This is a genomic window from Rhodococcus sp. Q (assembly GCF_005503035.1).
Taxonomy (GTDB): Bacteria; Actinomycetota; Actinomycetes; order Mycobacteriales; family Mycobacteriaceae; genus Rhodococcus_G.
In genome coordinates this window covers 17686-42106 of sequence record NZ_SCOY01000039.1, presented here as the reverse complement: position 1 = coordinate 42106, position 24421 = coordinate 17686, and the positions used below count along the sequence as shown (strand labels likewise).

Here is a 24421-nt window from a genome sequence, read left to right as displayed (position 1 = left end):
AGCACTTGCGCCCTGGGTCGAGTACTACAACACTCGACGACGCCACAGCGCACTCGGAGGGCTCCCGCCGGTCAGCCGCCTGACACCAACCTGATGGCCGGGTACACCTAGACGGTGAAGGGTGCGGAGGTCCCGGTGAACGCGGTGATCGAACCGTCCGGGTTCTTCCGGTCACCGAAGTGCTGGATCCGATAGGTTCCGGCCGGCGTCCCGGCGGGGACGTCCCAGGTGATCCGGGCGACGGACGCGTTCGATCCCTCACGCCGCCAACGGAATTTCGTCGACCAGTCGCCGTCGTCGGCGTGCCGGAGCCAGCGCGCGCCGTCCTCGCGCTGGACCTCGAAGAACGTGCCGCCGCGGTGCAGGTTGTTCTTGGGATGGCCCGTGACGAACTCGACCGCGACCTGTGTACCCGCTGACGCCGTCGAGGCGGGCTGCACGAGCACGTCACCGAACTGCCGTCCCGCGAGCGGGGCGTCCACCGGAACCTCCGGCCCGAAGTTGGGCTGGAACCCCGACATGTCGCGGGGCGCCGGGCCGCGGGGCACGTCCGCTCCGGTGTGCATCGCCGCGGCGAGTGCGGCGTAGCCCTGCTGATATGCGGGAAGGGTGTTGCGGCCGAACAGGGTCGAACCGCCCTCGTACTGCTGCGCCTCGTACTCCTCGGGCGTGGTGCAGTAGCTCGAGTACGAGTTGGCGTAGCCCTGGAAGATGACGTTCTCCAACGGCACGCCCAGTTCCTCGGCGACGGTGCGGCGGATCCGTAGGCCCGACACGATCGTGAACTCGGCAGGACCACCGACGACGTACACGTCCCCGATCCGGAGGATCTGGATCTTGAGGACGTGCGGAACCCAGCCGTCCGGCGGCAGGAGACCGACGGCGACAAGCACGAGCTTCGGTGCCTGCGCGTCCGCCAGCCAGTTCGGCACGGGTGCGTTCATGCCGCCGAGGGCGTCGACGAGGGGGTTGCGGGCGCCCTCGGGGAAGAGCGGGAGCGCGGGCCCGTCCTCGGTGCTGCCCGCACTCATGGCGGCGCCGACGCACGCCGGTGCCGTGCGGCGCTGCTGGCCGTCCGGGGTGAAGCGTCCGTCGACCACCTGATTCGCCATGTCCAGGTACATCACGCGGGAGTCGACGGTGGTCGCCGACATCGCCTCCGCGTCGGCGAACGCCGTGCGGGCAGCGGCGACTTGACGCTCACCGATGATGCGGGTGTTCTCGAACTCGTCGTCGGTCGGTCCCTTGCCCGGTTCGAGGTGCAGGTTCGGGGACATGTCGCCGGAGTTCGTCTGGGGGAAGGCCGCCACGAATCCCGGTGCGCCGTCGAGGTACCGGACCCCCTCGCCGTCGTGCTCCCAGAAGTACGCGGCCGCGCCCTTGTTGTCGCCCGAGATCAGGAGGTTCTCGTTGGTCAGTGATGCGCAGTGCGTGGCGAACCAGTTGATCGCCCCGACGTCGGTGCCGGACCGGGTGATCCGCAGGGTGCGCATCGACGAGTCGATCCCGAGCGGGTAGTAGTCCTTGTCGCGCTGCGGGTTTCGGTCGAAGGCGATGCGGGAACGGTTCACGCTGGCGTCGGTCAGTTCGCTGCGGCCGTACGCGACCGTGCCGGGGGCGAGATCGTCGTGTGCAGCGGTGATCGCCTCGACGATGCCGTCCACCTCGGCCTGGAAGGTCAAGGGCTGGAAGCCGAGGTTGGCGAGCGTGTACGCGTAGTCGTGGGACGCCCCACCGCACGCGGCGTGCGAGTGCACGGCGGTGAGCATGACGTTGCGTTCGGTGTAGGCGCCTCCGAATGCGGTGTGCAGGCGGCGGATCACCTCGTCGTGGACCGACTGGAACACCATGCAGGTGTCGACGCAGACGTACACCACCCGGGTGTCGGCGGCGTCGGCGAAGACGTAGGCGCGGGCCCTGGTCCGCTGGTGCAGACCCTCGGCGACCTGGTCGAAGCTCGAGTACCCCATCATGCCGTTCTCGGCGACGGGGCCGGTCACGTCGGCGATGCCGACGCCGACCCGCAGTCCGGTTCCGGACGGGGCCGTGCGAAGGGGTGCGGCCTGGGCCGAACCGGCGCTCAGGGCGGCGAGGGCAGGTACGGCGGCCGCACCGGCGAGCACGCTGCGTCGACTGATCTTCACTGGGGAATTCCTTTGCAAGGCTGCCGAAATGCAAGTTGGTCAAGTGTCCAATTGCTACCTCATCACGACAACACCGCCCTTGGCAAGGGCCCTCGCGGCCTTCTGTCGTGACCCGTTCCGGGACTACGATGAGAAAGCCAACAAGATCGCGGTCGGGGACTCGAGCGGGCATGCGCAGGGACGTTCGCGATGCCTGAGGTAGGTGGCGCCACGATGTGCCGTGCCGGCTCGACAGTGCGATAGCGGATGTGTCCGATCGAGGTCGCAATCCCAGCGCGCTCGACTCTCGGGCGTGCGTATCCCACGAGGCAGGAATTGCCATGGCCAAGACGCTGAGGACCGAGGAATCGATCATGATTGCGCGCCCGGTCGCCGACGTGTTCGAGTACATGTCGAATCCGGACAACGCACCCGCCTGGAACGGAAACGTCGTCGACTACAACCTGGAGTCGGGCAAGCCCGACGAGGTCGGCTCGGTGACGTCGTTCACGGCCAAGGTCGCCGGATTCAAACTGGAGGCAACGGAGGAACTCACCGACTACCAGGCGAACAAGCGTCTCGGGTTCCGCTCGGTGAAGTCGAAGGTCGGTTACGACCGCGAACTCGACTTCGCGGTCGACGGCGAGCACACCCGCGTGACATGGGTTTCCGAAGCGGAGGCGGGCACCGGTGTGTTCAAGTTCGCCGACCCCATCGTGCAGAAGCTCCATGCGCACGACGTCCGCAGCAGTCTCGAAAAGGCGAAGACGATCCTGGAAGCCTGACCGTCACACCGCTGTTGCTTCTCCGAAGGTCATCTTCAGGTCGGGAATGGAGGTGGTCATCAGGGCCCGGCGTGGCAGTCCGAGCGACCGCAGCTCGTCCGCGATCGGATGCGACCCGAGCGTCACCTCCGCACCGCCGAGACGGGTGCGGACACCGTCCGGGTTCATGTCCCACGACGTGCAGCGCGTGATGGCGTCGATGTGCGAGTAGGCCTGCATGGTGGTGCTCTTCGCGGCGCCGGGCGCGCGAAATCCGCGCTTGACCGTGAGGTCGACGATCAGCTGGCCGTCCTGGCTGACCGACGCGCGCTTGACGTCCGACGCATGGTCGGCCTCGAACTCTGCCAGCACCTTCGGGAAGCCCCAGATCCCGCGCCCGGCGGCGAGGGTGAAGTCCCCGTCGACGGGGAGTTGGTGGATCAACGCCCCGGAGCCACCCGTCGCCAGCGCGCGCAGGTCACCGGGAACGGATCCGCCGCGGGTGCGGTGATCGCGAACCATGAACACGACACCGAATTCGTTGTACGGACCGAGATCTCCGTCCACGTAGTCGACGAACACCAGTCCGCACAGGCCGCGGCCCGGCCGGTACTGCAGGATCTCCAGGCCGGTCGGGTCGATCAGCCGTTGCGCCGCCGAGGTGGGGACGGAGTACATCGCCATGAACGCCGTCGCCTTCCTGATCTGCACCGGCATCGCGACCTGCCTGCCGAGAATCTCGTGGGCGGTCACGGCGCCACCACCCCGCGCAGCCCGTCCTCGCCGTACACCTGCTCGAGCATCGAGCTGAAGTCGGGACCGCGGCGCAGCATCTGACCTCCGTCGACGTTGATGACCTGCCCGGTGATCCAGGTGGACTCGTCCCCGAGCAGGAATCGGGCGAGCCGTGCGATGTCCTCCGGTTCCCCGATGCGGGGCAGCGGCGTGCACGCCCGGTAGTCCTCGAGGAGGGGCCCACCGTCGGTGATGAGGGCGACGAGATCGGTTCGGGTGAGACCAGGTCGGATGCAGTTGACGCGGACGTTGCTCGCGCCGAGTTCGTCGGCGCCGAGTTGCACGAGATGGTCCACCCCGGACTTCGAGACCCCGTAGGCGCCGAACCAGCGATGGGTGTTGCTGCTCGCGATCGAGGAGATCGCCACGAACGAGCCGCCGCCCCCGCGCACCAGTTCGCGGGCAGAGTGCTTGAGCGTCAGCATCGTTCCGGTGACGTTCAGTTCGACGGTTCGGCGCCAGGCGTCGACGTCGATCTGGGTGACCGGTGCGATGGTCTCGTTACCGCCCGCACAGGCCACGGCGCCGTCGAGTCGACCGGTGACCGCGGCGGCGGCCGCGACGGCCTGGTGAATCTGGTCCTCGACGGTGACGTCGGCAGCGTGGTGGGTGATAGAGCCGCCGTCTGCCGGCGTGATCGTCGACGCTGCCGCGATGAGTCGGTCCTCGGTGCGTCCGACGATGGTGACGTGGGCGCCGGAACGGGCGAGCAGGTCCGCGACCCCGAGCCCGATGCCGCTCCCGCCTCCCGTCACCAGGATCGACTTGCCGCGAAGACCGTCGGCGCTGCTCGTGTTCACTGGGCCGTTCATGTTCTCCGGAGCTCCCCTCGGCTCGTGTGATCGCTGCGGCCACCCTGCACGTGGTGGAACCTGTTCTACCACCGCCGTCCGGTTTTGAACATGCATTGCGTCGGAGAGGCATACGCTCGGGCTGACACCTGTCGCGAGCGAGACGGACCGAGGGGACGGACACGATGCGACCCGACTTCGAACTGGTCGACGGACGCTTCTACGCGTGGGAACTGGGTGATCCGAGGAGGGCCTACGCCTGGATGCGGGCGAACGAGCCGGTGTTCCGGGACCGCAACGGCATGGCGGGGGCGTCGACCTACGCCGCGGTGATCGACGCGGAGCGTGATGCGGGTCTGTTCTCCAACGCGGGCGGAATCCGGCCGGAGGTCGGGGCTCTGCCGCACATGATCGACATGGACGACCCCGAGCACCTGAAGAGGCGCAAGCTCGTCAACACCGGCTTCACCCGCAGGCAGGTCGAGTCGAAGATCGACGACATCGGTCGGATCTGCGACGAGCTGATCGACGCGGTCGTGGAGAAGGGGGAGTGCGACTTCGTCCGCGATCTCGCGGCGCCACTGCCGATGGCGGTCATCGGGGACATGCTCGGTGTCCGCCCGCACGAGCGGGCGATGTTCCTGGAGTGGAGCGACGATCTCGTGAAGGCCCAGGGCAGCAACGTATCCGACGACATGATCGCGAAGATGATGTCCGCGTACGTGTCGTACGTCGACTTCACCATGCGGACGATCGCGGAGCGCCGCTCGGAGCCAACGGACGACCTGATCAGTGTTCTCGTGCACGCGGAGATCGACGGGGACCGGATGACGGACGAGGAGATCGTCGCCGAGACCCTGCTCATCCTGATCGGAGGTGACGAGACCACCCGGCACGTGCTCAGCGGAGGGATGGAGCAACTTCTCCGGAACCCGGAGCAGCGCGACAAACTGGTCGCGGACCGTGCGCTGCTGCCGCTCGCGCTCGAGGAGATGTTGCGTTGGGTGTCCCCGGTGAAGAACATGTGCCGCACCGTGACTCGCGACGTCGAGTTCCACGGGACGCAGCTGCGCGCGGGGGAGAAGATGATGTTGTTGTTCGAGTCGGCGAACTTCGACGAATCGGTGTTCCAGGATCCCGAGACCTTCGACATCGCCCGGAACCCGAACCCGCACATCGCCTTCGGCTTCGGATCGCACTTCTGTCTGGGAAACCAGTTGGCCCGACTCGAGGGGCGGTTGATGTTCGAGCGACTGCTCGAACGGATCCCGGCGATGGAGTTGGCGACCGACGCGCCGTTGCCGCGTCGGCCGGCCAACTTCGTCACCGGGATCGAGGCGATGCCCGTCCGGTGGTAGGCGGCGGAGCGGCCTACGCGGCGAGCGGTGCGAGGACGGCGGCCGCGGCGGCGGCGAGCATCAGGACCCCTGCGGGGGCGATGTTCTTGTCGTTGGCGCGCAGGTGCATGACCACTGCGCCGAGGAAGTAGGCGACGACGCCGACGGCGGCCGCGACACCGATCGGCCACCAGAACAGGCCGACGACCAGGCCGGCAGCGCCTGCTAGTTCGGCGATCGCGAGCAGCCACATCTTGTCGACGGGGAAGTTCACGGCGGTCATGCTCTCGACCTGCATGGGGTTCTTCGTGAGCTTGCCGAAGGCCGAGAAGGTCAGCATGAGGGCCAGCAGGACCGAGACGATGGCGGCGGCGATGAACATGGGTGGCTCCTGAGGGGGTGGGCGCCGTCGAACCGTCGGGCATGGCGCTTCGGAAAAACTAGCAACATCGAAGAAGCTAGCTCACTTCGGAAAAACTAGCAACTAGGGACGTGATAGTCGAGGGGTAGGGTGGGGGCATGCAGAAGGACGCCGAACACCACGAGCCGCGCGCGTGCGACGCGGGGTTGAGCCGGGCGTTCAGCTTCCTGGGCAAGCGGTGGAACGGCGTGCTGATCGGCACCCTCGTGCAGGGCCCCGCCGGATTCTCCGAGCTCAAGCGGGCCGTGGCCGGAATCAGCGACTCGGTCCTCTCCGAGCGACTGACCGAACTGACCGCCGCCGGCCTGGTGGAACGGACCGTCGAGGACGGCCCGCCGATCACCGTCGTCTACCGCGCCACCGCCGCGAGCGAGGCGTTGATTCCCGCGCTCGACGCGATCGCCGTGTGGGCGCGGGACAACCTGACCGACTGAGTGCCGATCGGGTAGTTGCTCACGCCTGTGCCTCCTCGGCGCAGTCGCGGGCGGTCTTTGTCCCGTACCGGGTGAGTTTCGCCCCCGTGGCCACCAGGAATCGGTAGGTCATGCCGTGGGCCTTCAGATGTCGCAGTAGAGCGGCGGCGGCGGCGCCGGCGTCGACCTGGCCGGCACTGGTACGCGCCGCGCGCAGGTCGGGGATCGCAGGCGCGGCAAGCGTCAGCCGCCTGCGAATCCGGCGCCGGCACCGCATCACCACCACCGTCGGGACGACCAGGGCAAGAAGTACGCCAAACGACCCGGCGACGACGAATCCGGCAAGCGCCCAGTTGCTTTCCGCAGCTGGGTGCCAGAGCAACAGGGCAGCGGCCAGGTACAGGACGCCGTAGACGAATGCCCAGGAGGCTGTCACCGCTGCGGGCTGGACAACCTTCTGGAACTCTTCTTCCGTCGTGGGGACGTCGGCACGCACCTGTACTTCGGTCAGTATCTGCATCGAGCGACCGATCCAGAATGTCCATGCTCCCGCGAGCACGAGCACGACCACGGCGACGGCAGTCGACCACCAGAACACGGGGTCCGGTGCGGAGTGCTGACCGAGCCAGGACCGCACAGCGCTGATCCAGCCCGGGAGATACCGCCACGAGGCCACCGCAACGGCGACGACTCCGATGACCGCACCGGCGCCGAGGGCAAGGCGTTTCCAGTGATCCTTGAGGACCGCCACCGGGCTGTGGACCGGCGCTGGAAGGCTGCCCAGGATCAGCAACGCGGCGATGATCGCGGCGGCCACGAGCACGACGCCGACAGTGAACAGATCGCCCGAAGGTTCCCCGTCGTCATTGCTCGTCGCGTAGACGAGTAGTGGAACCACCGGTGACAGCAGGACCAGGCCATGGAGGAGAGTGCCGGAACGCAGGGCCGCATAACCGATTCCGGTGAGCAGCGCACTGATCCCGACGATCGCGGTGGGGCCGGCCGCCCAGTTCGGCAACGATCCGAACATCGAGATCAGCAACAGCATCCCGCCGATGGCGAGTGCCGTGAGAGCGAGGAGGCGTGCTGTCGATCCGGCGCGAGTGAGACCCGTGATGACCCAGTACGGCAACAGCGCCGCGCCGCGCAGGGTGCGCGTGAGCGGTCGTAGTGCCGGGACACCGAGGTGCGGCCCGTCGATCGTCGTGACCGCTACGGCCGCGCTCGTGGTCGCGGTGGCGATCATCTGGTCACTGGTTCCTTCTTCGGCCAACTGCTCCCTCCCGATTCCGGCGCAGTCGAAGGCATGCAGGGCGCGCACACCGAGAGCGACTCGACGGGTCCCCTCGTCCTCGGGGCGACTGTTGAACGATTCGACTTCCTTCAGCAGTGCGGCCTGGTTCTGCAGGAACAGTTCGCCCCGGGACCGCGAGTTGGCGCCGTCGGTCCTGTCCGCGCGGACACCGGCTGCCAGCGCAGGCAATTCGCGCAGGATCACGTCGATGTGCACAGCCCAGGCGGCGAGCGCGGCGAGGTGTTCCGCGGCGGGCGGGAGGTCGCCGGTCAGCTTCGCAGGATCGAGGATCTCCGCCAGTTCGCCCAGCGCCTCCTTCTTCGCGTGATCGAACCGCACGCCGGTCGGGAGCTCGGTGCCGAACAGGTCAGCGAGCAATTCGTCGAGCCAGGCCTGCTCATGCCCGGCGGTCCTGTTCTCCAGGACCGCCACCCGACGCAGCCGTTCGGGTGTGAGCGCCACCCGACACAGTGTGGTCGCGGCGTCGAGGCGCCCCCAGATCCAGTCGTTGACTCGCCAGGACTGTTTGAGGAATCCCGCGAAGCGGTGCAGGCCCATCCCGCCCACCTTGTCGTCCGGCGTGAGGCTGACCTCGGCGAAGGGGTTGTCCGTCTGCATGCTCATCTGCACGAGCCGGATCACCGATTCACCTTCGACGGCCTCGTCCAGCAGGCAGAAGGACGCGATCTCCAGGTCGACCAGCAGCGCGAGTACCTCGTCATCCGTCGTGGCACCGGCGAAGAGGTCTCGCCATTCACCCAACCGTGCCTGCTCGATTGCACCCGCGTCGATTCCGCGGATCCTGCGGATGGTGTCGTGCACGGCACGCGCAATCCTTTCGGCTTCGTCCCGCACTTGCTTGCCGAACAGACCGGGAGCGGGCGCATTTTCCGCATCCGGCAGGCGGAAGGCGCGGGCGCGGGCCGCGGCGGGCGCCAAGTGTGTGAGGCCGAATCTGGCAAGGCTCCGATCGTCCCCGATCATGTGGTACTCGTATGCGGCCAGTCTCAGTCGCCAGTAGGACTCGTCCGGCTCGAGGCCGCGCAGTTCCGGATCGGTCAGCCAGGGCAGGTCGAGGCTGTTCCGGAGCTTGCGCAGGTTTGTCCGTGACCGGTGTACCTCGGCTCGCTCGGCGCCCAGTGGGCCGTTGTTGTGCCTCTCCTCCTCCGCCGTCGCCAGGCACACCACTGCGGATCGGCGGATCAGGTCGAGTGCGGCCTCGGCCACACCGGCTGCCGTTTCGTCGCCCCAGTTCCACACCGTCGGGTCGAGGGTGGGACCGACGGTCGTGCGGTCGGCAGGTATGTACGGAAGCGACCCATGATCCTGCAACCAGGTGCGGTGGGCACTTTCGCAGGCGAAGCGAACCCGGTCGGTGGACCACGACTCCTGGGGTGGCACCCGCATCGCCAGCTTCTGCGCTGCCCGCTCCACACGAAGTCGTCGGTGGTGCGGTTCCAACGTGCGGGCCAGGCTGCGCAGCCCGTACGCCGTCCCGCCGACCGGGCCGGTGGGAATCGCCTCGATGATTTCCGTCCGGCCCTGACGGCGGCCCCGTGCGGCCTTGTTGTGGGCCTCGATCTCATTGACGAAGGTGCGACTTCCGTGGGAGGACAGCGCGCCGATGATCTTGCCGCCCAGCGCAGTGATGGTCGGTGGTGTGGACTCGTCGTCGGAAGTCGACGGCATCGCGGCCGGCGCGTGTGGATACACCAGCAGCATCACCCTGCGGGTCGGCCCGTGAGCCGGCATCCGGTTGATCGCCTGCAACGCAGCAACGGTCGGCGTGTTGGCGAGCAGGCCGCCGTCGACAGTGAAGCGGGACCGATCGCGGTTCTCGGTGCAGCCAGTGGTTTTCGAAGCCCAGGAGGCGCAGGTCGCCATGTCCGGTGACGCCGTGTCGTCGGTGCCAGAGTGATTGACGGGGACGAACGACGGCTCGAACGCGATCGGAAAACTGGAGGTGGCCCGCGCCGCCAGCGCAAGCTGTCGCGCTGTCTCGGCGGCCTTCTCCTTCGTGAATGCGTCGGTGGGGACCGGGTCGCCAAGGTCGGTCAGCGCGAGGTCGGGGTCCTGCACGAACCGGAAACGCCCGTCGTGTATCGACTGCGGTAGCCGCTGGCCGAGCCCGTCGACGGTGACGAGCGGCGCTCCGGTCAACAGCGTTGTGGTGATCGTCAGGTCGATTGGATGGTCATCGCGGGGTTCGAAGGGATCCGCCAGGCGGGTGAATGCCCGCTGCATCTGCGGCAGAAAGTACTCGTCACCCTGCAAGAGGGAGGAAGGCGATCCTCGAAAGGGCTGGCGCAGCATCGATTGCATGCGACCGCCGTCGGCCCACAGGTCACGGAGAATCTCGAGGTGCGCGAACTCGTTCGTCTGTGCCAGGGCCAACGCGGCCCCGTTGATTCCCCCGGCCGAGGTGCCGGAAAGCACATCGACTCGCGCGCTGCTCCGGACCATGTCGAGGATGGCGTCGTATGGATTCGGCGGTTGCGCGGTCCCGGCTTTTGTCACCCGGTCGATTTCGAGACACGCCCCGCCCATCCACACCGCCAGACTGACGCCTCCGTTCAGCACAACCGCGAGTCTGATTTCCTCCAGGGGAGTGCGCCTCGGATCGGGCATGCCCATGCCTCCAGAAGGCTGTTCCGGGAGTCGGCCACAGCAACAGCCGCCCGGTGGTGCAGTCCGAATGCGAAGTTCGGACCCGGGTGAACGCGGTCGGTCACCGACCTGGCAACGTACCGGTCTGTCTGTATTGTCTCCCGGCAAGGGACGAGCTGTCACCGATCCTTAGGGACCGAAAAGACATTGTCGGCGTGGAGAACCCACTGCGCGGGTAGAACCTCCGGCCAGTCGGGAAAAGTGGACGCCGGTCAGTTCTTCCCTTCGCGAGCCGCCCACATGTGGGACAGGAACTGATGGCTCGGGATGTCGTCGAGCGAAACCAGCGACTCGTAGATCCGGGCGTAGGACGTGCGGGTGATGCGCCAGCGGCCGTCCTCGTCGCGTCGGTACTCGTCCGAGTAGTAGCCCGCGCCGCGGATCAGGCTCTTGGCATCCGGCACGATCACCGTGTCCTCGAAGCACCACGAGCCGGTCGCGGTATCGCCGGTGACGGTGATCTCGGGATGGTTGGCGACGTGGACCGTGGTGATCGCGGAGCCGAGCGTCTTGCTCATGAAGCCGGCCAGCGCGTCGCGGCCCTCGAAGACGAGGGGGTCGGAGAGGGCGTGGGTGCCGTACTCGGCGACGATGTCGTTCGCGAGGGTGTCCGCGAACTCGTCCCATCGCTTCAGGTCCAGCGTCCGGAAGTACCGGTATTTGAGCTGACGGATCTCTTCGAGTGCTGCCAGGTCCATCGGCGGAGCATGACAGCCCCGAGCGTGCGCGGGAGGCGGATTCGACGAATCCGCCTCCCGACGATCACGCGGACAGGCCCGCGGAGCCCTCGAGCGCGTGCAGATGCGTGCGAGGCTGGCCGAACAACTGTGCGCTGCCGTGCGCACGCTTGAAGAACAGCTGGGCGTCGTGCTCCCAGGTGATCGCGATGCCGCCGTGCAGCTGGATCGCGTCGCCGGTCACGGCTTGCAGTGCCTCCGAGCAGTAGATCTTCGCGACAGTGGCGTCCGTTGCGGCGGACGCGGCACCCTCCGACAGCGACGAGACTGCCCCGTACGACGCCGACCGGGCCGTCTCCACCAGGAAGTACAGGTCCGCCATGCGGTGCTTGAGTGCCTGGAAGCTGCCGATCGCACGACCGAACTGGACCCGCGACTTGCTGTACTCGACGGTGCTCGCGAGGATCTGCTCGGCGGCGCCGACCTGCTCGGCGGACAGCGCGACGCACGCGATCTCACGGACCCGCTCCAGCGCCGCGGTGCCGTCGGCGGTGAGCAGTGTGCCGATTGCCCCGGCGAATTCGACGACCGCGACGCTACGGGTCGGGTCCATCGTCGGGACCCGCCGCCGCGTCACCGCGTCCTGCGTGGGGTCGACCTCGAAGAGCGCGACGCGGCCGTCCACGGACGCCGCGACGACCAGCACGTCCGCGTAGGAGCCGTCGAGCACGAAATGGCTGCTGCCGGTGAGGGAGTCGCCGGCAGCAGTGACGCCGACGCGCTCGGTGTCCCAGGAGCCGTCGGATCCGGTCCAGCACAGTGCGGCGATGGAGGCGCCCTCGGCGATGCCGGGGAGCAGCCGCTCGCACGCCGCGACATCACCTGACGCCAGGATCGCCTGCGCCGCCAGGACGACGGACCCGAGCATCGGTGTCGGGGCGAGGGTACGGCCCAGTTCCTCCATCACGAGGTGGGTTTCGACCGCGGACGCACCGATGCCGCCGAACTCCTCCGGAATGGCCAGTGCGGCCACACCGACCTGCTGGCACAGCAGATCCCACAGGGTCGCGTCGAACCCGTGCTCGGATTCGGTCGCCTTGCGGACGGCCGCCTGGTCGGCATGCTTGGTCAGCAACGCGCGGACGGTCTTGCGCAGTTCGAGTTGTTCGTCGGTGAACGCACCGACCGCCGCGACGCTCACAGCGCCTCCATCACTCGGGCGCGGTGCTCCGCCGGGGTGCCCCATGCGGTCAGCAGTGCGCGGGTCTTGGTCAGCCACAGCGACAGGTCGTGTTCCATCGTGTAGCCGATCGCGCCGTGGACCTGCAGCGCGATCCGCGACGCGCGGTACGCCGCGTCGCCGCAGGCCACCTTCGCGGCGGAGATGTCCCGGCGTGCGGTGGGGGAGTCGTCCCGAACGGCCATCGCGGCGCCGAGGAGCAGGGGACGCGCCATCTCGAGGCCGACCGCGACACCGGCGAGGTGATGCTTGATCGACTGCTGGCTGCCGATCGCCTTGCCGAACTGCTTGCGCTGCTTGGCGTACTCGGTCGTGATGTCGAGCATGGTGCGGCCGAGTCCGAGCAGCTGCGCGGCCGTCGCGAGCGCGCCGAGGTCGAAGGCGCGTTCGGTGTCCGCGTCGCCGAGGGTCTCGGCGGCGGTCACGGCGAACAGTCCCCGGGAGCGGTCCACCGACCCGCGGCGTTCACCGTGGGTTGCGGTGCTGACGGTGGTGCCCTCGACGAGCAGCGTCAGGTCGACGGCGTCCGCGTCGACCGCGAACGGCACCAGCGGCGGAGCGGCGACGGTGGCGAGCGATCCCTCGGCGAGTGCGGACAGCCGGTCCGGTGCCGCGCCTGCCAGGAGGATCGGCGCGACGGCGACCGTCTCGGCGACCGGACCGGGAACGGCATGGCGTCCCAGCTGTTCGAGGGCGACGACCAGGTCGATCGCGTCGGCACCGAGGCCGTCGTGCGCCTCGTCGATCAGCAGTCCGGTGACGCCGGTCTCGGCGAGGCGCTGCCACACCTTCAGGCCCGGAGCGGTGTCGCCCGCATTCCAGGAGCGGATGACGGCAGGCATGTCGGACTTCGCGAGCAACGAGTCGATGCTGTCCGCGAAGTCGGTGTGCGAGGAGTCGAGCGCGAATCTCATCGGTCAGCCTTCGGTAGGCCGAGCAGGCGCTCGGCGATGACGTTCTTCTGGATCTCGTTGGTGCCGGCGTAGATCGGGCCGGAGAGGGAGAACAGGTAGCCGTGCATCCAGGCGGTGTCGGCGAGTTCGGCCTCGGGCCCGAGCAGGTCGAGTGCGGTCTCGTGGGTGGCGACGTCCCATTCGGACCAGAACACCTTGTTGATGGAGGACTCCGGGCCCAGCTGGCCGCCGTCGGCGAGACGGGTGACGGTGCCCCACGTGCTCAGTTCATAGGCGCGCGAGCCGATCCACGCATCGACGACGCGGTCCCGCAGTGCGGTGTCGGACGCGTCGCCGCCGTCCTTCCACAGCTGCACGAGCCGGTCGGTGGCGGCGAGGAACCGTCCGGGGGAGCGCAGGGAGAGGCCGCGTTCGTTGCTGGCGGTGCTCATCGCGACGCGCCAGCCCTCGTTGACGGCGCCGATCACGCCGGACTCACCGGGGTTCGCCGGATCGTCGGGGACGAAGACGTCCTCGAGGAACACCTCGGCGAAGCCGGGCAGACCGTCGAGCTGGTCGATCGGACGGACGGTGACACCCTTCGACCGCAGGTCGAACATGTAATAGGTGATGCCCTTGTGGCGCTGCGCCTCCGGGTCGGAACGGAAAAGGCCGAAGCCCCAGTCCGCGAACGCGGCACGCGAGCTCCACGTCTTCTGCCCGTTGAGCAGCCAGCCGCCGTCCACCTTGGTGGCGGTGGCGCGCAGGCTGGCCAGGTCGGAGCCGGACTCCGGCTCGGACCACGCCTGCGCCCAGATGTCGTCGGCGCGGGCCATCCGCGGCATGATCCGGTCGAGCTGCTCCTTGCTCGCGTGCTCGAACAGGGTGGGCGCCAACAGGAAGATGCCGTTCTGGCTCACACGTCCGGGCGCACCCGAGCGGTAGTACTCCTCCTCGAAGATCACCCACTGCTCGAGGGTCGCGTCGCGTCCGCCGTACTCGGCGGGCCACGACACCACCGACAGGCGGGCCTCCGCGAGGGTGCGCTCCCACTGGCGGTGCGCCTCGAAGCCCTCGGCCGTGTCCATGTGCGGCAGGGGTTCGGAGGGGACGTTCTCCGCCAGGAATGCACGCACTTCGTCGCGGAACGCGACTGTGGCGTCGTCGAATTCGAGATCCACTACTGCTCTCCAGCCTTCTTCGTCACGGCTGAGCCGTGCTGCTTCATTGAGGTTGCATCCATACCGCCGAGGGGGCCTGAGCCGATCTCGGCATTGTGGGCATGCGCGAAATGGTGCAGGCCGAACACCGAGTCCATGCCTGCGCGGATTCCCATCAGGTCCTCGCACTGGTTGACGGCCTTCTTGGTCAGCGCCAGACCGAACTGCGGCATCGTCGCGATGCGGTCGGCGAGATCCATCGCCGTCGCTCCGAGGTCGTCGCGCGGGACCACCCGGCTGACCATGCCCCACTCGTAGGCGCGCTGCGCGCTGAACCGATCGCCGGTGTAGAGGATCTCCTTCGCCGCGCGCGTGCCGAGCACCCACGGGTGGGCGAAGTACTCCACGCCCGGAATTCCCATCCGGACAACGGGATCGGCGAAGAATGCGTCGTCGGAAGCGACGATCAGATCGCACACCCACGACAGCATCAGGCCGCCGGCGATGCACGCGCCCTGTACCATCGCGATCATCGGCTTCGGCAGGTCCCGCCAGCGGCGGCACATCCCGAGGTAGACCTCCATCTCGCGGGCGAAACGCTGGTCGCCGCCCGGGCGGTCGACGTGGTCCCACCACATGACGGCCTTGTTCTCGTACGAGACGTGGTGGTCGCGTCCGACGGTGCCGATGTCGTGGCCCGCGCTGAAGTGGTCACCGTTGCCCGCCAGCACGATCGCGCCGACGTCCGGGTCCTCGACGGCCCGCTGGAAGGCGGCGTCGAGGGCGTACGTCATGACCGAGTTCTGGGCGTTGCGGAACCGTGGACGGTTCATCGTCACGACGGCGACGCGTCCGCGCACCTCGTAGGTGACGACCTCTCCCTCGTCGGGAACCGCGTCGGCCGGGACGTGATCGGTGGACGCTGTCACGACTTGTCCTCTCGCAGTTCGTTCTTGAGGACCTTGCCGGACGGGTTGCGCGGCAGGGTGTCGACGATGCGGATCTCGCGCGGCACCTTGAAGTTCGCCAGGTTCTCCTTGCAGTACGCGCGCACCTCGTCGGCGTCGACGACACGTCCCGGCTTGGCGACCAGGTAGGCGCGGCCGACCTCGCCCATCCGCTCGTCGGGGATGCCGATCACGGCGGTCTCGGCGACCGAGTCGATGCGGGCGAGCGCGTTCTCGATCTCCGCGGGGTACACGTTGAACCCGCCCGAGATGTACATGTCCTTGAGACGGTCGGTGATGTCGATGTAACCGCGCTCGTCCATGACCCCGACGTCGCCGGTGTGCAGCCAGCCGTCCGCGTCGATCGTCTTGGCCGTCGCGTCGGGGTCGTCGAGGTAGCCGAGCATGACGTTGTCGCCGCGGACGAGGATCTCGCCATGGTCGCCGATGCGGACCTCCATGCCGGGTACGGCGCGTCCCGACGTCGTGGAGACGGTGACCGGGTCGTCGTCGGTGCGGCACATGGTCACCACGACGGCTTCGGTCTGTCCGTACGCGGTCAGGACCGCCTTGTAGGACAGTTCGCTCTGCAGTCGTTCGACCAGTGTCACGGGGACCGCGGCAGCGCCGGTGACGGCGACCCGCAGGCTCGACAGGTCGAAGTCGTCGCGGCCCGGCAGGTCGAGAATGGACTGGTGGATCGTCGGGGCGCCGGGTAGGACGCTGATCCTCTCGTCCGCGATCTTCGCCGCGACCTTCGGCACGTCGAACACGGCCATCGGGACGATCGTCGCGCCGTTGAGCACGCAGACGACGAACCCGGCCTTGTAGCCGAACGTATGGAAGAACGGGTTGATGATCAGGTACCGGTCGGCCGACGTGATCTCGGCACATTCCGCCCACGCGTCGGCTACACCGATGGTCTGCCGGTGCGCGGTCATGACGCCCTTGCTCTTCCCGGTGGTGCCGGAGGTGAACAGGATGTCGGCGACGTCGTCGGGGGAGACGGCGGCGGCGCGGGCATCCGCAACCTCGGCAGGCACGCCGGCTGCGAGCGTGTCGAGTTCGCTCCACTCGATGACGCCGTCGGTCGGGGCGTCCCCGTCGAAGGGGATCCGGATGACGGTGTGGAGGCTCTCGAGATCGCCGGGGGACGCCGCGCGCTGCAGGTCGGCGTACCGGTCGGACTTGAGGAACGCCCCGACGACGACCAGCGCCTTCGCCTTCGTGCGCACGACGAGGTCGAGTGCTTCGCTGCCCGTGTACCGGGTGTTGATGGGCACGATGACGGCGCCTGCGTACTGGGCTCCGAGTGCGGCCACCACCCAGTGGTGGGTGTTCGGGGCCCAGATGGCGACCCGGTCGCCGGGTTCGATTCCCCGGGCGATCAGGGCGCGGGCGGCCGTGCGGACCCGGTCGAGGAGGCCCGTGTAGCTGATTCGCACGTCACCGTCGGCGATGGCGTCCTTGTCACCGAATACGCTCGCGGCCCGCGCGAGTGCTGCGGGTGTTGTCTTCACGTCAGTGGTCACTGGACTCCTCTACCTAGCAAGTGCTTGGTAGGTTACTCTACCGATGTGGATGCAAGCCAGGGGCTGGGAACAGCAGTAGACGACGAGAAGTTCGCCGCCACCGTCCGTGAGTGGCTGGCCGACAACCTGACCGGCGAGTTCGCCGGACTGAAAGGCCTCGGCGGGCCGGGTCGTGAGCACGAGGCGTTCGACGAGCGCCTCGCGTGGGACCGGCACCTCGCCGCGGCCGGATGGACCTGCCTCGGCTGGCCGAAGGAGTACGGCGGCAAGGAAGCAACCATCAGCCAGCAGGTGATCTTCCACGAGGAGTACGCCCGCGCGGGCGCTCCGGCGCGGGTGAGCCACCTCGGCGAGGAACTGCTCGGCCCGACGCTCATCGCGTTCGGCACCGAGGAGCAGAAGCGCCGCTTCCTGCCCGGCATCAACACCGTCAGCGAACTGTGGTGCCAGGGGTACTCCGAACCCAATGCCGGCTCCGACCTGGCCGGCGTCACCACGTCCGCCCGGCTCGACGGCGACCAGTGGCGCATCAACGGGCAGAAGGTGTGGACCTCCCTCGCGCACGTCGCACAGTGGTGCTTCGTCGTCGCGCGCACCGAACCCGGATCGCAGCGCCACAAGGGCCTGTCCTACCTGCTCGTCCCGATGGACCAGCCGGGCATCGAGGTCCGGCCGATCCTCCAGCTCACCGGCACCTCCGAATTCAACGAGGTGTTCTTCGACGACGCCCGCACCGACGCAGACCTCGTCGTCGGTGAGCCCGGTCAGGGCTGGGCCGTCGCCATGGGCACCCTCACCTTCGAGCGTGGCATCTCCACCCTCGGCCAGCAGGTCGGGTTCGAGAAGGAACTCGCCGCCATCGTCGAGCAGGCCGAACGCAACGGCGCCGCCCAGGATCCCGTCATCAAGGACAAGCTGACGCGCGCGTGGATGGGCCTGCAGGTGATGCGCGCCCATGCCATGCGCACCCTGTCCTCGGTCGATGCCACCGGCAACGGCGGCGAGGCGTCCGTCGCGAAACTGTTGTGGGCCAACTGGCATCGCGGCCTCGGTGAACTCGCGATGGAGGTCGCGGGCGCCGACGGATTGCTCGCAGGCGACGGACCCTTCGGAGCCGACGCGGACCTCAGCGACGAGCAGCGACTGTTCCTGTTCAGCCGCGCCGACACCATCTACGGCGGATCCAACGAGATCCAGCGCAACATCATCGCCGAGCGGGTGCTCGGCCTTCCCCGAGAGGCACGCCCGTGACCACCTCAGTCCAGTCGCCCCTGTCCGTCGCCCCCGCCGAGATCGAGGGCCACAACCTGCTCAAGGGCAAGAAGGTCGTCGTCACCGCGGCCGCAGGTACCGGCATCGGCTTCGCCACCGCCCGTCGCGCACTCCTCGAAGGCGGCGACGTCCTCGTCTCCGACTTCCACGAGCGTCGTCTCGGCGAGACCGTCGAGAAGCTCGCCGCCGAATTCGGCGGTCAGCAGATCGAGTCGTTCGTGTGCGACGTCTCCAGCACCGAACAGGTCGACGCCCTCATCGCAGGTGCCGCCGAGAAGCTCGGCCGCATCGACGTCCTCGTCAACAACGCAGGCCTCGGCGGCGAGACCCCGATCGTCGACATGACCGACGACCAGTGGGACCGCGTCCTCGACATCACCCTGAACAGCACCTTCCGTGCCACCCGCGCGGCGCTGCGCTACTTCAAGTCGGTCGAGCACGGAGGCGTCCTGGTCAACAACGCGTCGGTCCTCGGCTGGCGCGCGCAGCACTCGCAGTCGCACTACGCCGCCGCGAAGGCAGGCGTCATGGCGCTGACCCGCTGCTCCGCGATCGAGGCCGCCGAGTACGGCGTCCGCATCAACGCGGTCGCCCCGTCCATCGCGAAGCACCCGTTCCTCGCGAAGGTCACCAGCGACGAACTGCTCGACACCCTCGCCTCCCGCGAGGCATACGGCCGCGCCGCCGAGGTGTGGGAGATCGCCGCGACAATCGCCATGCTCGCGAGCGACTACACCACCTACCTCACCGGCGAGATCGTCTCCATCTCCAGCCAGCGCGCGTAGGCGTTCCGCGCCCGGCGAACCTTCCTGCAGCCGTCGCGCAATTCTTCCTGAATGGCCCATTGATTCAGTTCGACTGAATCAATGGGCCATTCAGGAAGAGGGGGGAAGTAGGGGAAGAAGAGCGGAGCGGGGTCAGGCGGTGTAGCCGCCGTCGATGTTCAGCTTCTGGCCGGTGACGAAACCCGCGCTCTCGCTGACGAGGAACGCGACGGCCGCCGCGACGTCGGTGGCACGGCCGAAGCGGTTCAGCGGGATTCGGCTCTTCGCGACCGCGAGTGCGCGCTCGTCGAGGTCTGCGCTGCCGATGAGTCGTTCGGCCATGCCGTCGGTGAGCATGCCGGGGCCGACGGCGTTGAAGCGGACTCCGTACCGGCCCTCCTCGACGGCGAAGGCACGCACGAGGGCCTCGACGGCGCCCTTCGTCCCGGACGACAGCCCGTCGCGGACGGGGAAGCGGTCGGTGGCGGCCGTCGTCACCGCGACGACGGAACCCTGCGTTGCACGCAGTGCAGGCAGCAGGGCGTGCACGACCGCGAAGAAGGCGGTGGCCTCGGCGTTCAGGTGCTGGGCGTAGACGTCGGGGGACACGGACGACAGGTGGACCATCGGGATGTGCGGGCCCGCGGCGTGGACGAGGATGGACGGCTCGCCGAATTCGGTGCGGACTCGGTTCGTCCAGTCCGCGACGTCGGCGCTGTCGGTGAGGTCGACGCGGTCCGCGCGGGCGCGACCTCCGGCGTCGGCGACCTCGGCGACGACGGCGTCGGCGCGTTCGGAGTTGCTGCGGTACGTGAGGGCTACGGGGTGTCCTGCCGCGGCCAGGTGCCGGACGACTTCGATTCCGATTCCGCCGGTCCCACCGGTGACGACTGCGCAGCGTGACGACTCGACCATCCGTCTACCCTAGCAATTGCTTGGTTGGTATGGTGGCGGGGTGAGCCCATCGACCCGCGCCGAAGAAACCGCCGCCAAGTCGGGCCGTCGAGCAGAGCTGCTCGACCTCGCGGCCGCGCTGTTCGCGGAGCGCGGCACCCGCGCGACCACTGTCCGCGACATCGCCGACGCGGCGGGAATCCTGTCCGGCAGCCTGTACCACCACTTCGACTCGAAGGAGTCGATGGTCGACGAGATCCTGCGCAGATTCCTCGACGACCTGTTCGGACGCTACAGCGTCATCACGGAGTCCGGGCTCGGCGCGCGCGCCACCCTCGAGGCACTCGTGGTCGCGTCGTTCGAGGCGATCGACAGTTCGCACGCCGCCGTCGCGATCTACCAGGACGAGGCCAAGCACCTCGTCGGCAACGAGCGGTTCGCCTACATCACCGAACGCAACCGGGAGTTCCGGACCCTGTGGGTGTCCGTCATCGAATCGGGTGTCGCCGACGGCAGCTTCCGGCCCGACATCGACATCGAACTCGTCTACCGATTCATGCGGGACACCGTGTGGGTCGCGGTCCGGTGGTACCGGCCCGGCGGTCCGATGACCGCGGAAACCGTAGCCAAGCAGTACCTCGCCATCGTGCTCGACGGGCTGTCCAGCCCCGACGCACAGCACTGACACCGTAGGAGTACCCATGCCCGAGGCATACATCGTCGACGCGATCCGCACCCCGATCGGCAAGAAGAACGGCGGCCTGTCCACCGTTCACCCGATCGACCTCGGAGCGCACATCCTCAAGTCGCTCGTCGAGCGCACCGGGATCGACGCGTCCGAGGTCGACGACGTCGTGTTCGGCTGCGTCGACGCCATCGGCGGCCAGGCGGGCAACATCGCGCGCATGTCGTGGCTGGCCGCGGGTCTGCCGCAGCACGTCCCGGGCGTGACCGTCGATCGTCAGTGCGGTTCGAGCCAGCAGGCGATCCAGTTCGGTGCGCAGGCGATCCTGTCCGGCACCGCGGACCTCATCATCGCCGGCGGCGTCCAGAACATGAGCCAGATCCCGATCTCGGCCGCCATGATCGTCGGCAAGGAGTACGGCTTCACCACGCCGACGTCCGAGTCGACCGGCTGGACCGAGCGCTACGGCGACCAGGAGGTGTCGCAGTTCAAGGGCGCCGAGATGATCGCCGACAAGTGGGACATCAGCCGCGAGGACCTCGAGAAGTGGGCACTGCAGAGCCACGAGCGCGCGAAGGCCGCGATCGCCGAGGGCCGCTTCGACAACGAGATCGTGCCGCTCGGTGACGCGATCGTCGACGAGGGCCCGCGCGAGACCAGCCTCGAGAAGATGGCGAGCCTGAACGTGCTCGTCGAGGGCGGCAAGCTGACGGCCGCCGTCGCCAGCCAGATCTCCGACGGCGCCAGCGCGCTGCTCCTCGCGTCGGAGGAGGCCGTCGCCAAGCACGGCCTCAAGCCCCGCGCCCGGATCCACCACATGAGCGCCCGCGGTGACGACCCGATCTTCATGCTGTCTGCGCCGATCCCGGCCACCCAGCACGCGCTCGCCAAGACCGGCCTGACCATCGAGGACATCGACCTGATCGAGATCAACGAGGCGTTCGCGCCGGTCGTGCTCGCCTGGATCAAGGAGATCGGCGCCGACCCGGCGAAGGTCAACGTCAACGGCGGCGCCATCGCTCTCGGGCACCCGCTCGGCGCGACCGGCACCAAGCTGATGGCGACGTTGCTCAACGAACTCGAGCGCACCGGCGGACGCTACGGCCTGCTCACCATCTGTGAGGGTGGCGGCACCGCCAACGTCACGATCATCGAGCGTCTCGAGCAGTAACCGATCGCACGAAGAACGCCCCGACAGCCATGGGCCGTCGGGGCGTTCTCGTGTTCGGTAGCCGCTACCGCAGCGTGTCGATGACGGCGTAGAGCGCGTCGGCCAGGTGTTCGCACCACTCGTCCGCGCCCTCGTAGCCGTGCGCGACACCGCGAATCATGGTGGACGACATCAACATGTCGAACACGATCCCGACCGTCGCCTCCGCCTGCGCTCCCGCATACGGACGCGCTCCGAGGACCCGTTCGACCAGTGCCGCGCGGGTGGGCGCTTCGGCCCGTTCGACCAGGCGCTCGTGAACCCCGTCGTGGTGGTGGTACGCGGACAACAGACCGGGGATGGCCGAGCGGGCCGCCGGGTGCGCGGTGCGATCGAGGAATTTGCGAGTCCACGCCAGCAGATCCGCGCGCAGGTCGTCGGTCGCCGGGGGAATCGGTACGTCGGCGCCGTCCTGGAGGCCGAAGATGGCGTCCTCGATGATCATTTCGCGGGTCGCCCAGCGTCGGTAGATCGCGGGCGCGCTTACCTGCGCCCGCCGGGCGATCGCCTGGATCGTCGTCTTCTGGTAACCCTCCTCGACGAGCAGGTCGATGGTGGCGTCGAGGACCGCACGATCGACCTGCGGATCGCGCGGACGGCCAGGGCCGCCCGCGTCCGGTCGTCGATCGCGTGTCAGGTTCACAAGGGCGGACACTACCGGAGGCGAGACGGTCGGCCGCCCGGATCGGCGACGGTGGTGGTCGGAGTGGAGCCCGCGCGACCGGTGGCCGTGATGGTGAAACCCGTCGGCATCATGGTCAGCCGCTCCTGGACCCGGAGCCGGTAGGCCGGGTCGCCGCGCAGGTCGTAGCGCTGCAGGAGGGTTCCGAGCACGAGCGTCGCCTCGTGGATCGCGAACTGCCGTCCGATGCATGCCCGTTCGCCGGTACCGAAGGGCTTGTACGCGTGCGGCGGACGGCCGCGCATACGTTCGGGGAGGAATCGGTCGGGGTCGAACTCGTCGGCGTCCGCCCCCCACACCGGATTCCGGTGCAGCGCCGGGATCAGCACGAGCATCCAGTCACCCGCCGCCATCCGGTGGCCACAGCGCAGTGTCGTGTCCGAAATCGCCTCGCGCGCATAGGCGGGAGCCGTCGGCCACAACCGCAGCGTCTCGTCGAGGACCCGCCGCACGTACCGCAACTTCGCGACCTGCTCGTAGGCGGGTCGTGCAGTCGGGTCGGTTCCCCACACGCGGTCAACCTCCTCCTGTGCGCGGGCCAGCAGATCCGGACGCCGAGTGAGGTGGTACAGGGCGAACGACAGTGCACCGGAAGTGGTTTCGTGCCCGGCGACGAGGAACGTGATCACCTGGTGTCGGATGTTGAGCTCGTCCACCCGATTCGAGTCGGCGTCCCGCTCGGCGCGCAACATGAGTTCGAGGAGGTCGTCCGGCGTCGTGCCGTCCGGGGCGCCGCGGCGGGAGCGGATCACCGCGTCGACGACCTCCGCCAGAAACGCGACATCGGCATCGTGCCGGGCGCGGCGGCGCCTCGTCGTCACCAAGCCGAGCGGGGTGACCGCGCGCTGGGCGTCGGTCAGTGCCCGCACCATCGCCGCGACGAACGGGTGCGCGTCGGTGCGCTCGAACGAGCCGAACGGAAAGCTGAAGCCGGTGCGGCCGATCGTCTCGAGCGTCAGTGTCGTCATGTCGGAGGAGACGTCGATCGGCGCACCGGGGGAGCGGTCCCAGTGGGCGGTCAACTCGGCGGCGACGTCGACCATGGTGTCGTGGTAGCCGCGCATCGCCGACTGCGTGAACGCCGGGGCGAGCAGGGTGTGCGCCTTCCTCCAGTTCGGTTCCTCCGTGTACGCGGTGAACAGTCCGTCGCCACCGATCCCGCGCAGTGCCGCCACCGCGGGGGTCAGGTGTTTGCGGAACCGGGATTCATCGGACAGTTCGGCCACGACGTCCGGGTCGGACACGATCACGAAACGCTTGCCGAGCACCTTGCGTTCGAAGATCGGACCGAGTTCGGCGGCGAACCGCATCGAATCCTGAACCGGGGTGCGGGGACTGACCCCGAGCACGTCGCCGAGCAGTGGGACGCGCCGCTTCGGGTGCGGGATGGTGAAGCCGGGCGGCGACAGTTCGACGGTCATGCGTTTCCCCCCTGATGACGTCATCGGCCACCACGCTACGCACCGGAGGGGCTCGTCGCGGCGTGCTTTCGGGGTTACCGTCGAGGCATGTGCCGAAACATCACCGAGTTGCGCGGCCTGGAGCCGGCTGCCACCGCGGAGGAGATCGAGGCCGCCGCGGTCCAGTACGTCCGGAAGGTCAGCGGAATCCACAAACTGTCCGACCACACGCGCGAGCCGTTCGAGTTGGCCGTCGCCGAGGTCACAGCGGCCACGCAGCGGCTGTTGGACGCGCTGCCGGAGCGACGCCAGCCGCCGCAGAGCGTCCCACCGCTGCGGCGCCCCGAGGTGCAGGCCCGCATGGCGGCAGCCGCCGCGAAAGGCTGAAGGGCACCTTCGGCCGGGTTGATCCGGTCGAAAGTGCCCTTCGGTCGGGACTGTGTCCTCAGGCTTGCAGCGG

General features: G+C 68.3%; 23 protein-coding genes. 9 read left to right on the top strand and 14 right to left on the bottom strand.

Annotated features, from left to right (window positions below; translation table 11 throughout):
• A partial coding sequence (locus FFS72_RS23550; RefSeq protein WP_137876181.1) for an integrase core domain-containing protein occupies nucleotides 1–94 on the top strand: 94 nt, incomplete at its 5' end.
• A gap of 13 nt (nucleotides 95–107) precedes the next feature.
• Here the strand turns inward: FFS72_RS23550 and FFS72_RS23545 are convergent.
• Complete coding sequence (locus FFS72_RS23545; protein ID WP_137876219.1) at nucleotides 108–2144, bottom strand: neutral/alkaline ceramidase; 2037 nt, start codon at nucleotides 2142–2144, stop codon at nucleotides 108–110.
• Between the two features lie 320 nt (nucleotides 2145–2464).
• Here FFS72_RS23545 and FFS72_RS23540 point away from each other — a divergent pair, with 320 nt between their 5' ends.
• On the top strand, nucleotides 2465–2908 hold the full coding sequence (locus FFS72_RS23540; protein WP_137876218.1) for an SRPBCC family protein: 444 nt from the start codon (nucleotides 2465–2467) through the stop codon (nucleotides 2906–2908).
• Nucleotides 2909–2911: 3 nt separating this feature from the next.
• On the opposite strand, the gene FFS72_RS23535 is transcribed toward FFS72_RS23540, so the two are convergent.
• Together FFS72_RS23535 and FFS72_RS23530 are read right to left on the bottom strand one after the other, a co-directional pair.
• Nucleotides 2912–3640, bottom strand: coding sequence for an acetoacetate decarboxylase family protein (locus tag FFS72_RS23535; RefSeq protein ID WP_137876217.1), 729 nt, complete (start codon nucleotides 3638–3640; stop codon nucleotides 2912–2914).
• Entirely contained in the window at nucleotides 3637–4494 is an 858-nt protein-coding gene (locus FFS72_RS23530) for an SDR family oxidoreductase (protein ID WP_137876216.1), read from the bottom strand. Before FFS72_RS23530 ends, FFS72_RS23535 begins: the two co-directional genes overlap by 4 nt.
• A gap of 164 nt (nucleotides 4495–4658) precedes the next feature.
• On the opposite strand from FFS72_RS23530, the gene FFS72_RS23525 reads away from it, so the two are divergent.
• A complete protein-coding gene (locus tag FFS72_RS23525) occupies nucleotides 4659–5831 on the top strand; it encodes a cytochrome P450 (protein WP_137876215.1) in 1173 nt (390 codons plus the stop codon).
• Between the two features lie 13 nt (nucleotides 5832–5844).
• Here FFS72_RS23525 and FFS72_RS23520 read toward each other — a convergent pair whose 3' ends face one another.
• Nucleotides 5845–6192, bottom strand: coding sequence for a DoxX family protein (locus tag FFS72_RS23520; protein ID WP_137876214.1), 348 nt, complete (start codon nucleotides 6190–6192; stop codon nucleotides 5845–5847).
• Nucleotides 6193–6329: 137 nt separating this feature from the next.
• Here FFS72_RS23520 and FFS72_RS23515 point away from each other — a divergent pair, with 137 nt between their 5' ends.
• Nucleotides 6330–6665: a winged helix-turn-helix transcriptional regulator gene (locus FFS72_RS23515; protein WP_137876213.1), complete on the top strand. Its 336-nt coding sequence runs from the start codon at nucleotides 6330–6332 to the stop codon at nucleotides 6663–6665.
• Nucleotides 6666–6684: 19 nt separating this feature from the next.
• On the opposite strand, the gene FFS72_RS23510 is transcribed toward FFS72_RS23515, so the two are convergent.
• The 7 genes from FFS72_RS23510 to FFS72_RS23480 form a co-directional block, all read right to left on the bottom strand.
• Nucleotides 6685–10566, bottom strand: a complete 3882-nt coding sequence (locus FFS72_RS23510; protein ID WP_171018803.1) for a patatin-like protein — start codon at nucleotides 10564–10566, stop codon at nucleotides 6685–6687.
• Between the two features lie 251 nt (nucleotides 10567–10817).
• On the bottom strand, nucleotides 10818–11303 hold the full coding sequence (locus tag FFS72_RS23505) for a nuclear transport factor 2 family protein (protein WP_137876211.1): 486 nt from the start codon (nucleotides 11301–11303) through the stop codon (nucleotides 10818–10820).
• A 64-nt stretch (nucleotides 11304–11367) separates the two neighbouring features.
• Nucleotides 11368–12483: an acyl-CoA dehydrogenase family protein gene (locus FFS72_RS23500; protein ID WP_137876210.1), complete on the bottom strand. Its 1116-nt coding sequence runs from the start codon at nucleotides 12481–12483 to the stop codon at nucleotides 11368–11370.
• Entirely contained in the window at nucleotides 12480–13436 is a 957-nt protein-coding gene (locus FFS72_RS23495; protein WP_137876209.1) for an acyl-CoA dehydrogenase family protein, read from the bottom strand. The genes FFS72_RS23500 and FFS72_RS23495 overlap by 4 nt, the downstream gene beginning before the upstream one ends.
• Entirely contained in the window at nucleotides 13433–14596 is a 1164-nt protein-coding gene (locus FFS72_RS23490) for an acyl-CoA dehydrogenase family protein (RefSeq protein WP_137876208.1), read from the bottom strand. The genes FFS72_RS23495 and FFS72_RS23490 overlap by 4 nt, the downstream gene beginning before the upstream one ends.
• Entirely contained in the window at nucleotides 14596–15504 is a 909-nt protein-coding gene (locus FFS72_RS23485) for an enoyl-CoA hydratase (protein WP_137876207.1), read from the bottom strand. The genes FFS72_RS23490 and FFS72_RS23485 overlap by 1 nt, the downstream gene beginning before the upstream one ends.
• Entirely contained in the window at nucleotides 15501–17054 is a 1554-nt protein-coding gene (locus FFS72_RS23480; protein ID WP_137876206.1) for a FadD3 family acyl-CoA ligase, read from the bottom strand. Before FFS72_RS23480 ends, FFS72_RS23485 begins: the two co-directional genes overlap by 4 nt.
• A gap of 45 nt (nucleotides 17055–17099) precedes the next feature.
• Between FFS72_RS23480 and FFS72_RS23475 the strand changes: the two genes are divergently transcribed.
• Together FFS72_RS23475 and FFS72_RS23470 are read left to right on the top strand one after the other, a co-directional pair.
• Nucleotides 17100–18305, top strand: a complete 1206-nt coding sequence (locus FFS72_RS23475) for an acyl-CoA dehydrogenase family protein (protein WP_137876205.1) — start codon at nucleotides 17100–17102, stop codon at nucleotides 18303–18305.
• On the top strand, nucleotides 18302–19111 hold the full coding sequence (locus tag FFS72_RS23470; protein ID WP_137876204.1) for an SDR family oxidoreductase: 810 nt from the start codon (nucleotides 18302–18304) through the stop codon (nucleotides 19109–19111). The genes FFS72_RS23475 and FFS72_RS23470 overlap by 4 nt, the downstream gene beginning before the upstream one ends.
• Nucleotides 19112–19243: 132 nt before the next feature.
• Here the strand turns inward: FFS72_RS23470 and FFS72_RS23465 are convergent, their stop codons facing one another.
• A complete protein-coding gene (locus FFS72_RS23465) occupies nucleotides 19244–20005 on the bottom strand; it encodes an SDR family NAD(P)-dependent oxidoreductase (protein WP_137876203.1) in 762 nt (253 codons plus the stop codon).
• A 40-nt stretch (nucleotides 20006–20045) separates the two neighbouring features.
• Between FFS72_RS23465 and FFS72_RS23460 the strand changes: the two genes are divergently transcribed.
• Nucleotides 20046–20669 carry a TetR/AcrR family transcriptional regulator gene (locus tag FFS72_RS23460; protein WP_137876202.1) on the top strand — a complete coding sequence of 208 codons (624 nt, stop codon included), beginning with the start codon at nucleotides 20046–20048 and terminating at the stop codon, nucleotides 20667–20669.
• A 16-nt stretch (nucleotides 20670–20685) separates the two neighbouring features.
• Nucleotides 20686–21840 (top strand): acetyl-CoA C-acetyltransferase, encoded by a 1155-nt coding sequence (locus FFS72_RS23455; RefSeq protein ID WP_137876201.1) that lies wholly within the window; start codon nucleotides 20686–20688, stop codon nucleotides 21838–21840.
• Nucleotides 21841–21904: 64 nt separating this feature from the next.
• Here FFS72_RS23455 and FFS72_RS23450 read toward each other — a convergent pair whose 3' ends face one another.
• Together FFS72_RS23450 and FFS72_RS23445 are read right to left on the bottom strand one after the other, a co-directional pair.
• Nucleotides 21905–22522 carry a TetR/AcrR family transcriptional regulator gene (locus FFS72_RS23450; RefSeq protein WP_249353486.1) on the bottom strand — a complete coding sequence of 206 codons (618 nt, stop codon included), beginning with the start codon at nucleotides 22520–22522 and terminating at the stop codon, nucleotides 21905–21907.
• Between the two features lie 11 nt (nucleotides 22523–22533).
• Nucleotides 22534–23982, bottom strand: a complete 1449-nt coding sequence (locus FFS72_RS23445) for a cytochrome P450 (protein WP_137876199.1) — start codon at nucleotides 23980–23982, stop codon at nucleotides 22534–22536.
• Nucleotides 23983–24069: 87 nt separating this feature from the next.
• On the opposite strand from FFS72_RS23445, the gene FFS72_RS23440 reads away from it, so the two are divergent.
• Entirely contained in the window at nucleotides 24070–24348 is a 279-nt protein-coding gene (locus tag FFS72_RS23440; RefSeq protein ID WP_137876198.1) for a DUF2277 domain-containing protein, read from the top strand.
• The last annotated feature ends 73 nt before the right edge of the window (nucleotides 24349–24421 follow it).

Bases quoted from the DNA above. Each gene is read 5' to 3' on its own strand.
- FFS72_RS23540 (WP_137876218.1), top strand. From the start codon at position 2,465: ATGGCCAAGACGCTGAGGACCGAGGAATCGATCATGATTGCGCGCCCG.
- FFS72_RS23530 (WP_137876216.1), bottom strand. From the start codon at position 4,494: ATGAACGGCCCAGTGAACACGAGCAGCGCCGACGGTCTTCGCGGCAAG.
- FFS72_RS23525 (WP_137876215.1), top strand. From the start codon at position 4,659: ATGCGACCCGACTTCGAACTGGTCGACGGACGCTTCTACGCGTGGGAA.
- FFS72_RS23520 (WP_137876214.1), bottom strand. From the start codon at position 6,192: ATGTTCATCGCCGCCGCCATCGTCTCGGTCCTGCTGGCCCTCATGCTG.
- FFS72_RS23515 (WP_137876213.1), top strand. From the start codon at position 6,330: ATGCAGAAGGACGCCGAACACCACGAGCCGCGCGCGTGCGACGCGGGG.
- FFS72_RS23510 (WP_171018803.1), bottom strand. From the start codon at position 10,566: ATGCCCGATCCGAGGCGCACTCCCCTGGAGGAAATCAGACTCGCGGTT.
- FFS72_RS23505 (WP_137876211.1), bottom strand. From the start codon at position 11,303: ATGGACCTGGCAGCACTCGAAGAGATCCGTCAGCTCAAATACCGGTAC.
- FFS72_RS23495 (WP_137876209.1), bottom strand. From the start codon at position 13,436: ATGAGATTCGCGCTCGACTCCTCGCACACCGACTTCGCGGACAGCATC.
- FFS72_RS23465 (WP_137876203.1), bottom strand. From the start codon at position 20,005: ATGGTCGAGTCGTCACGCTGCGCAGTCGTCACCGGTGGGACCGGCGGA.
- FFS72_RS23455 (WP_137876201.1), top strand. From the start codon at position 20,686: ATGCCCGAGGCATACATCGTCGACGCGATCCGCACCCCGATCGGCAAG.
- FFS72_RS23445 (WP_137876199.1), bottom strand. From the start codon at position 23,982: ATGACCGTCGAACTGTCGCCGCCCGGCTTCACCATCCCGCACCCGAAG.
- FFS72_RS23440 (WP_137876198.1), top strand. From the start codon at position 24,070: ATGTGCCGAAACATCACCGAGTTGCGCGGCCTGGAGCCGGCTGCCACC.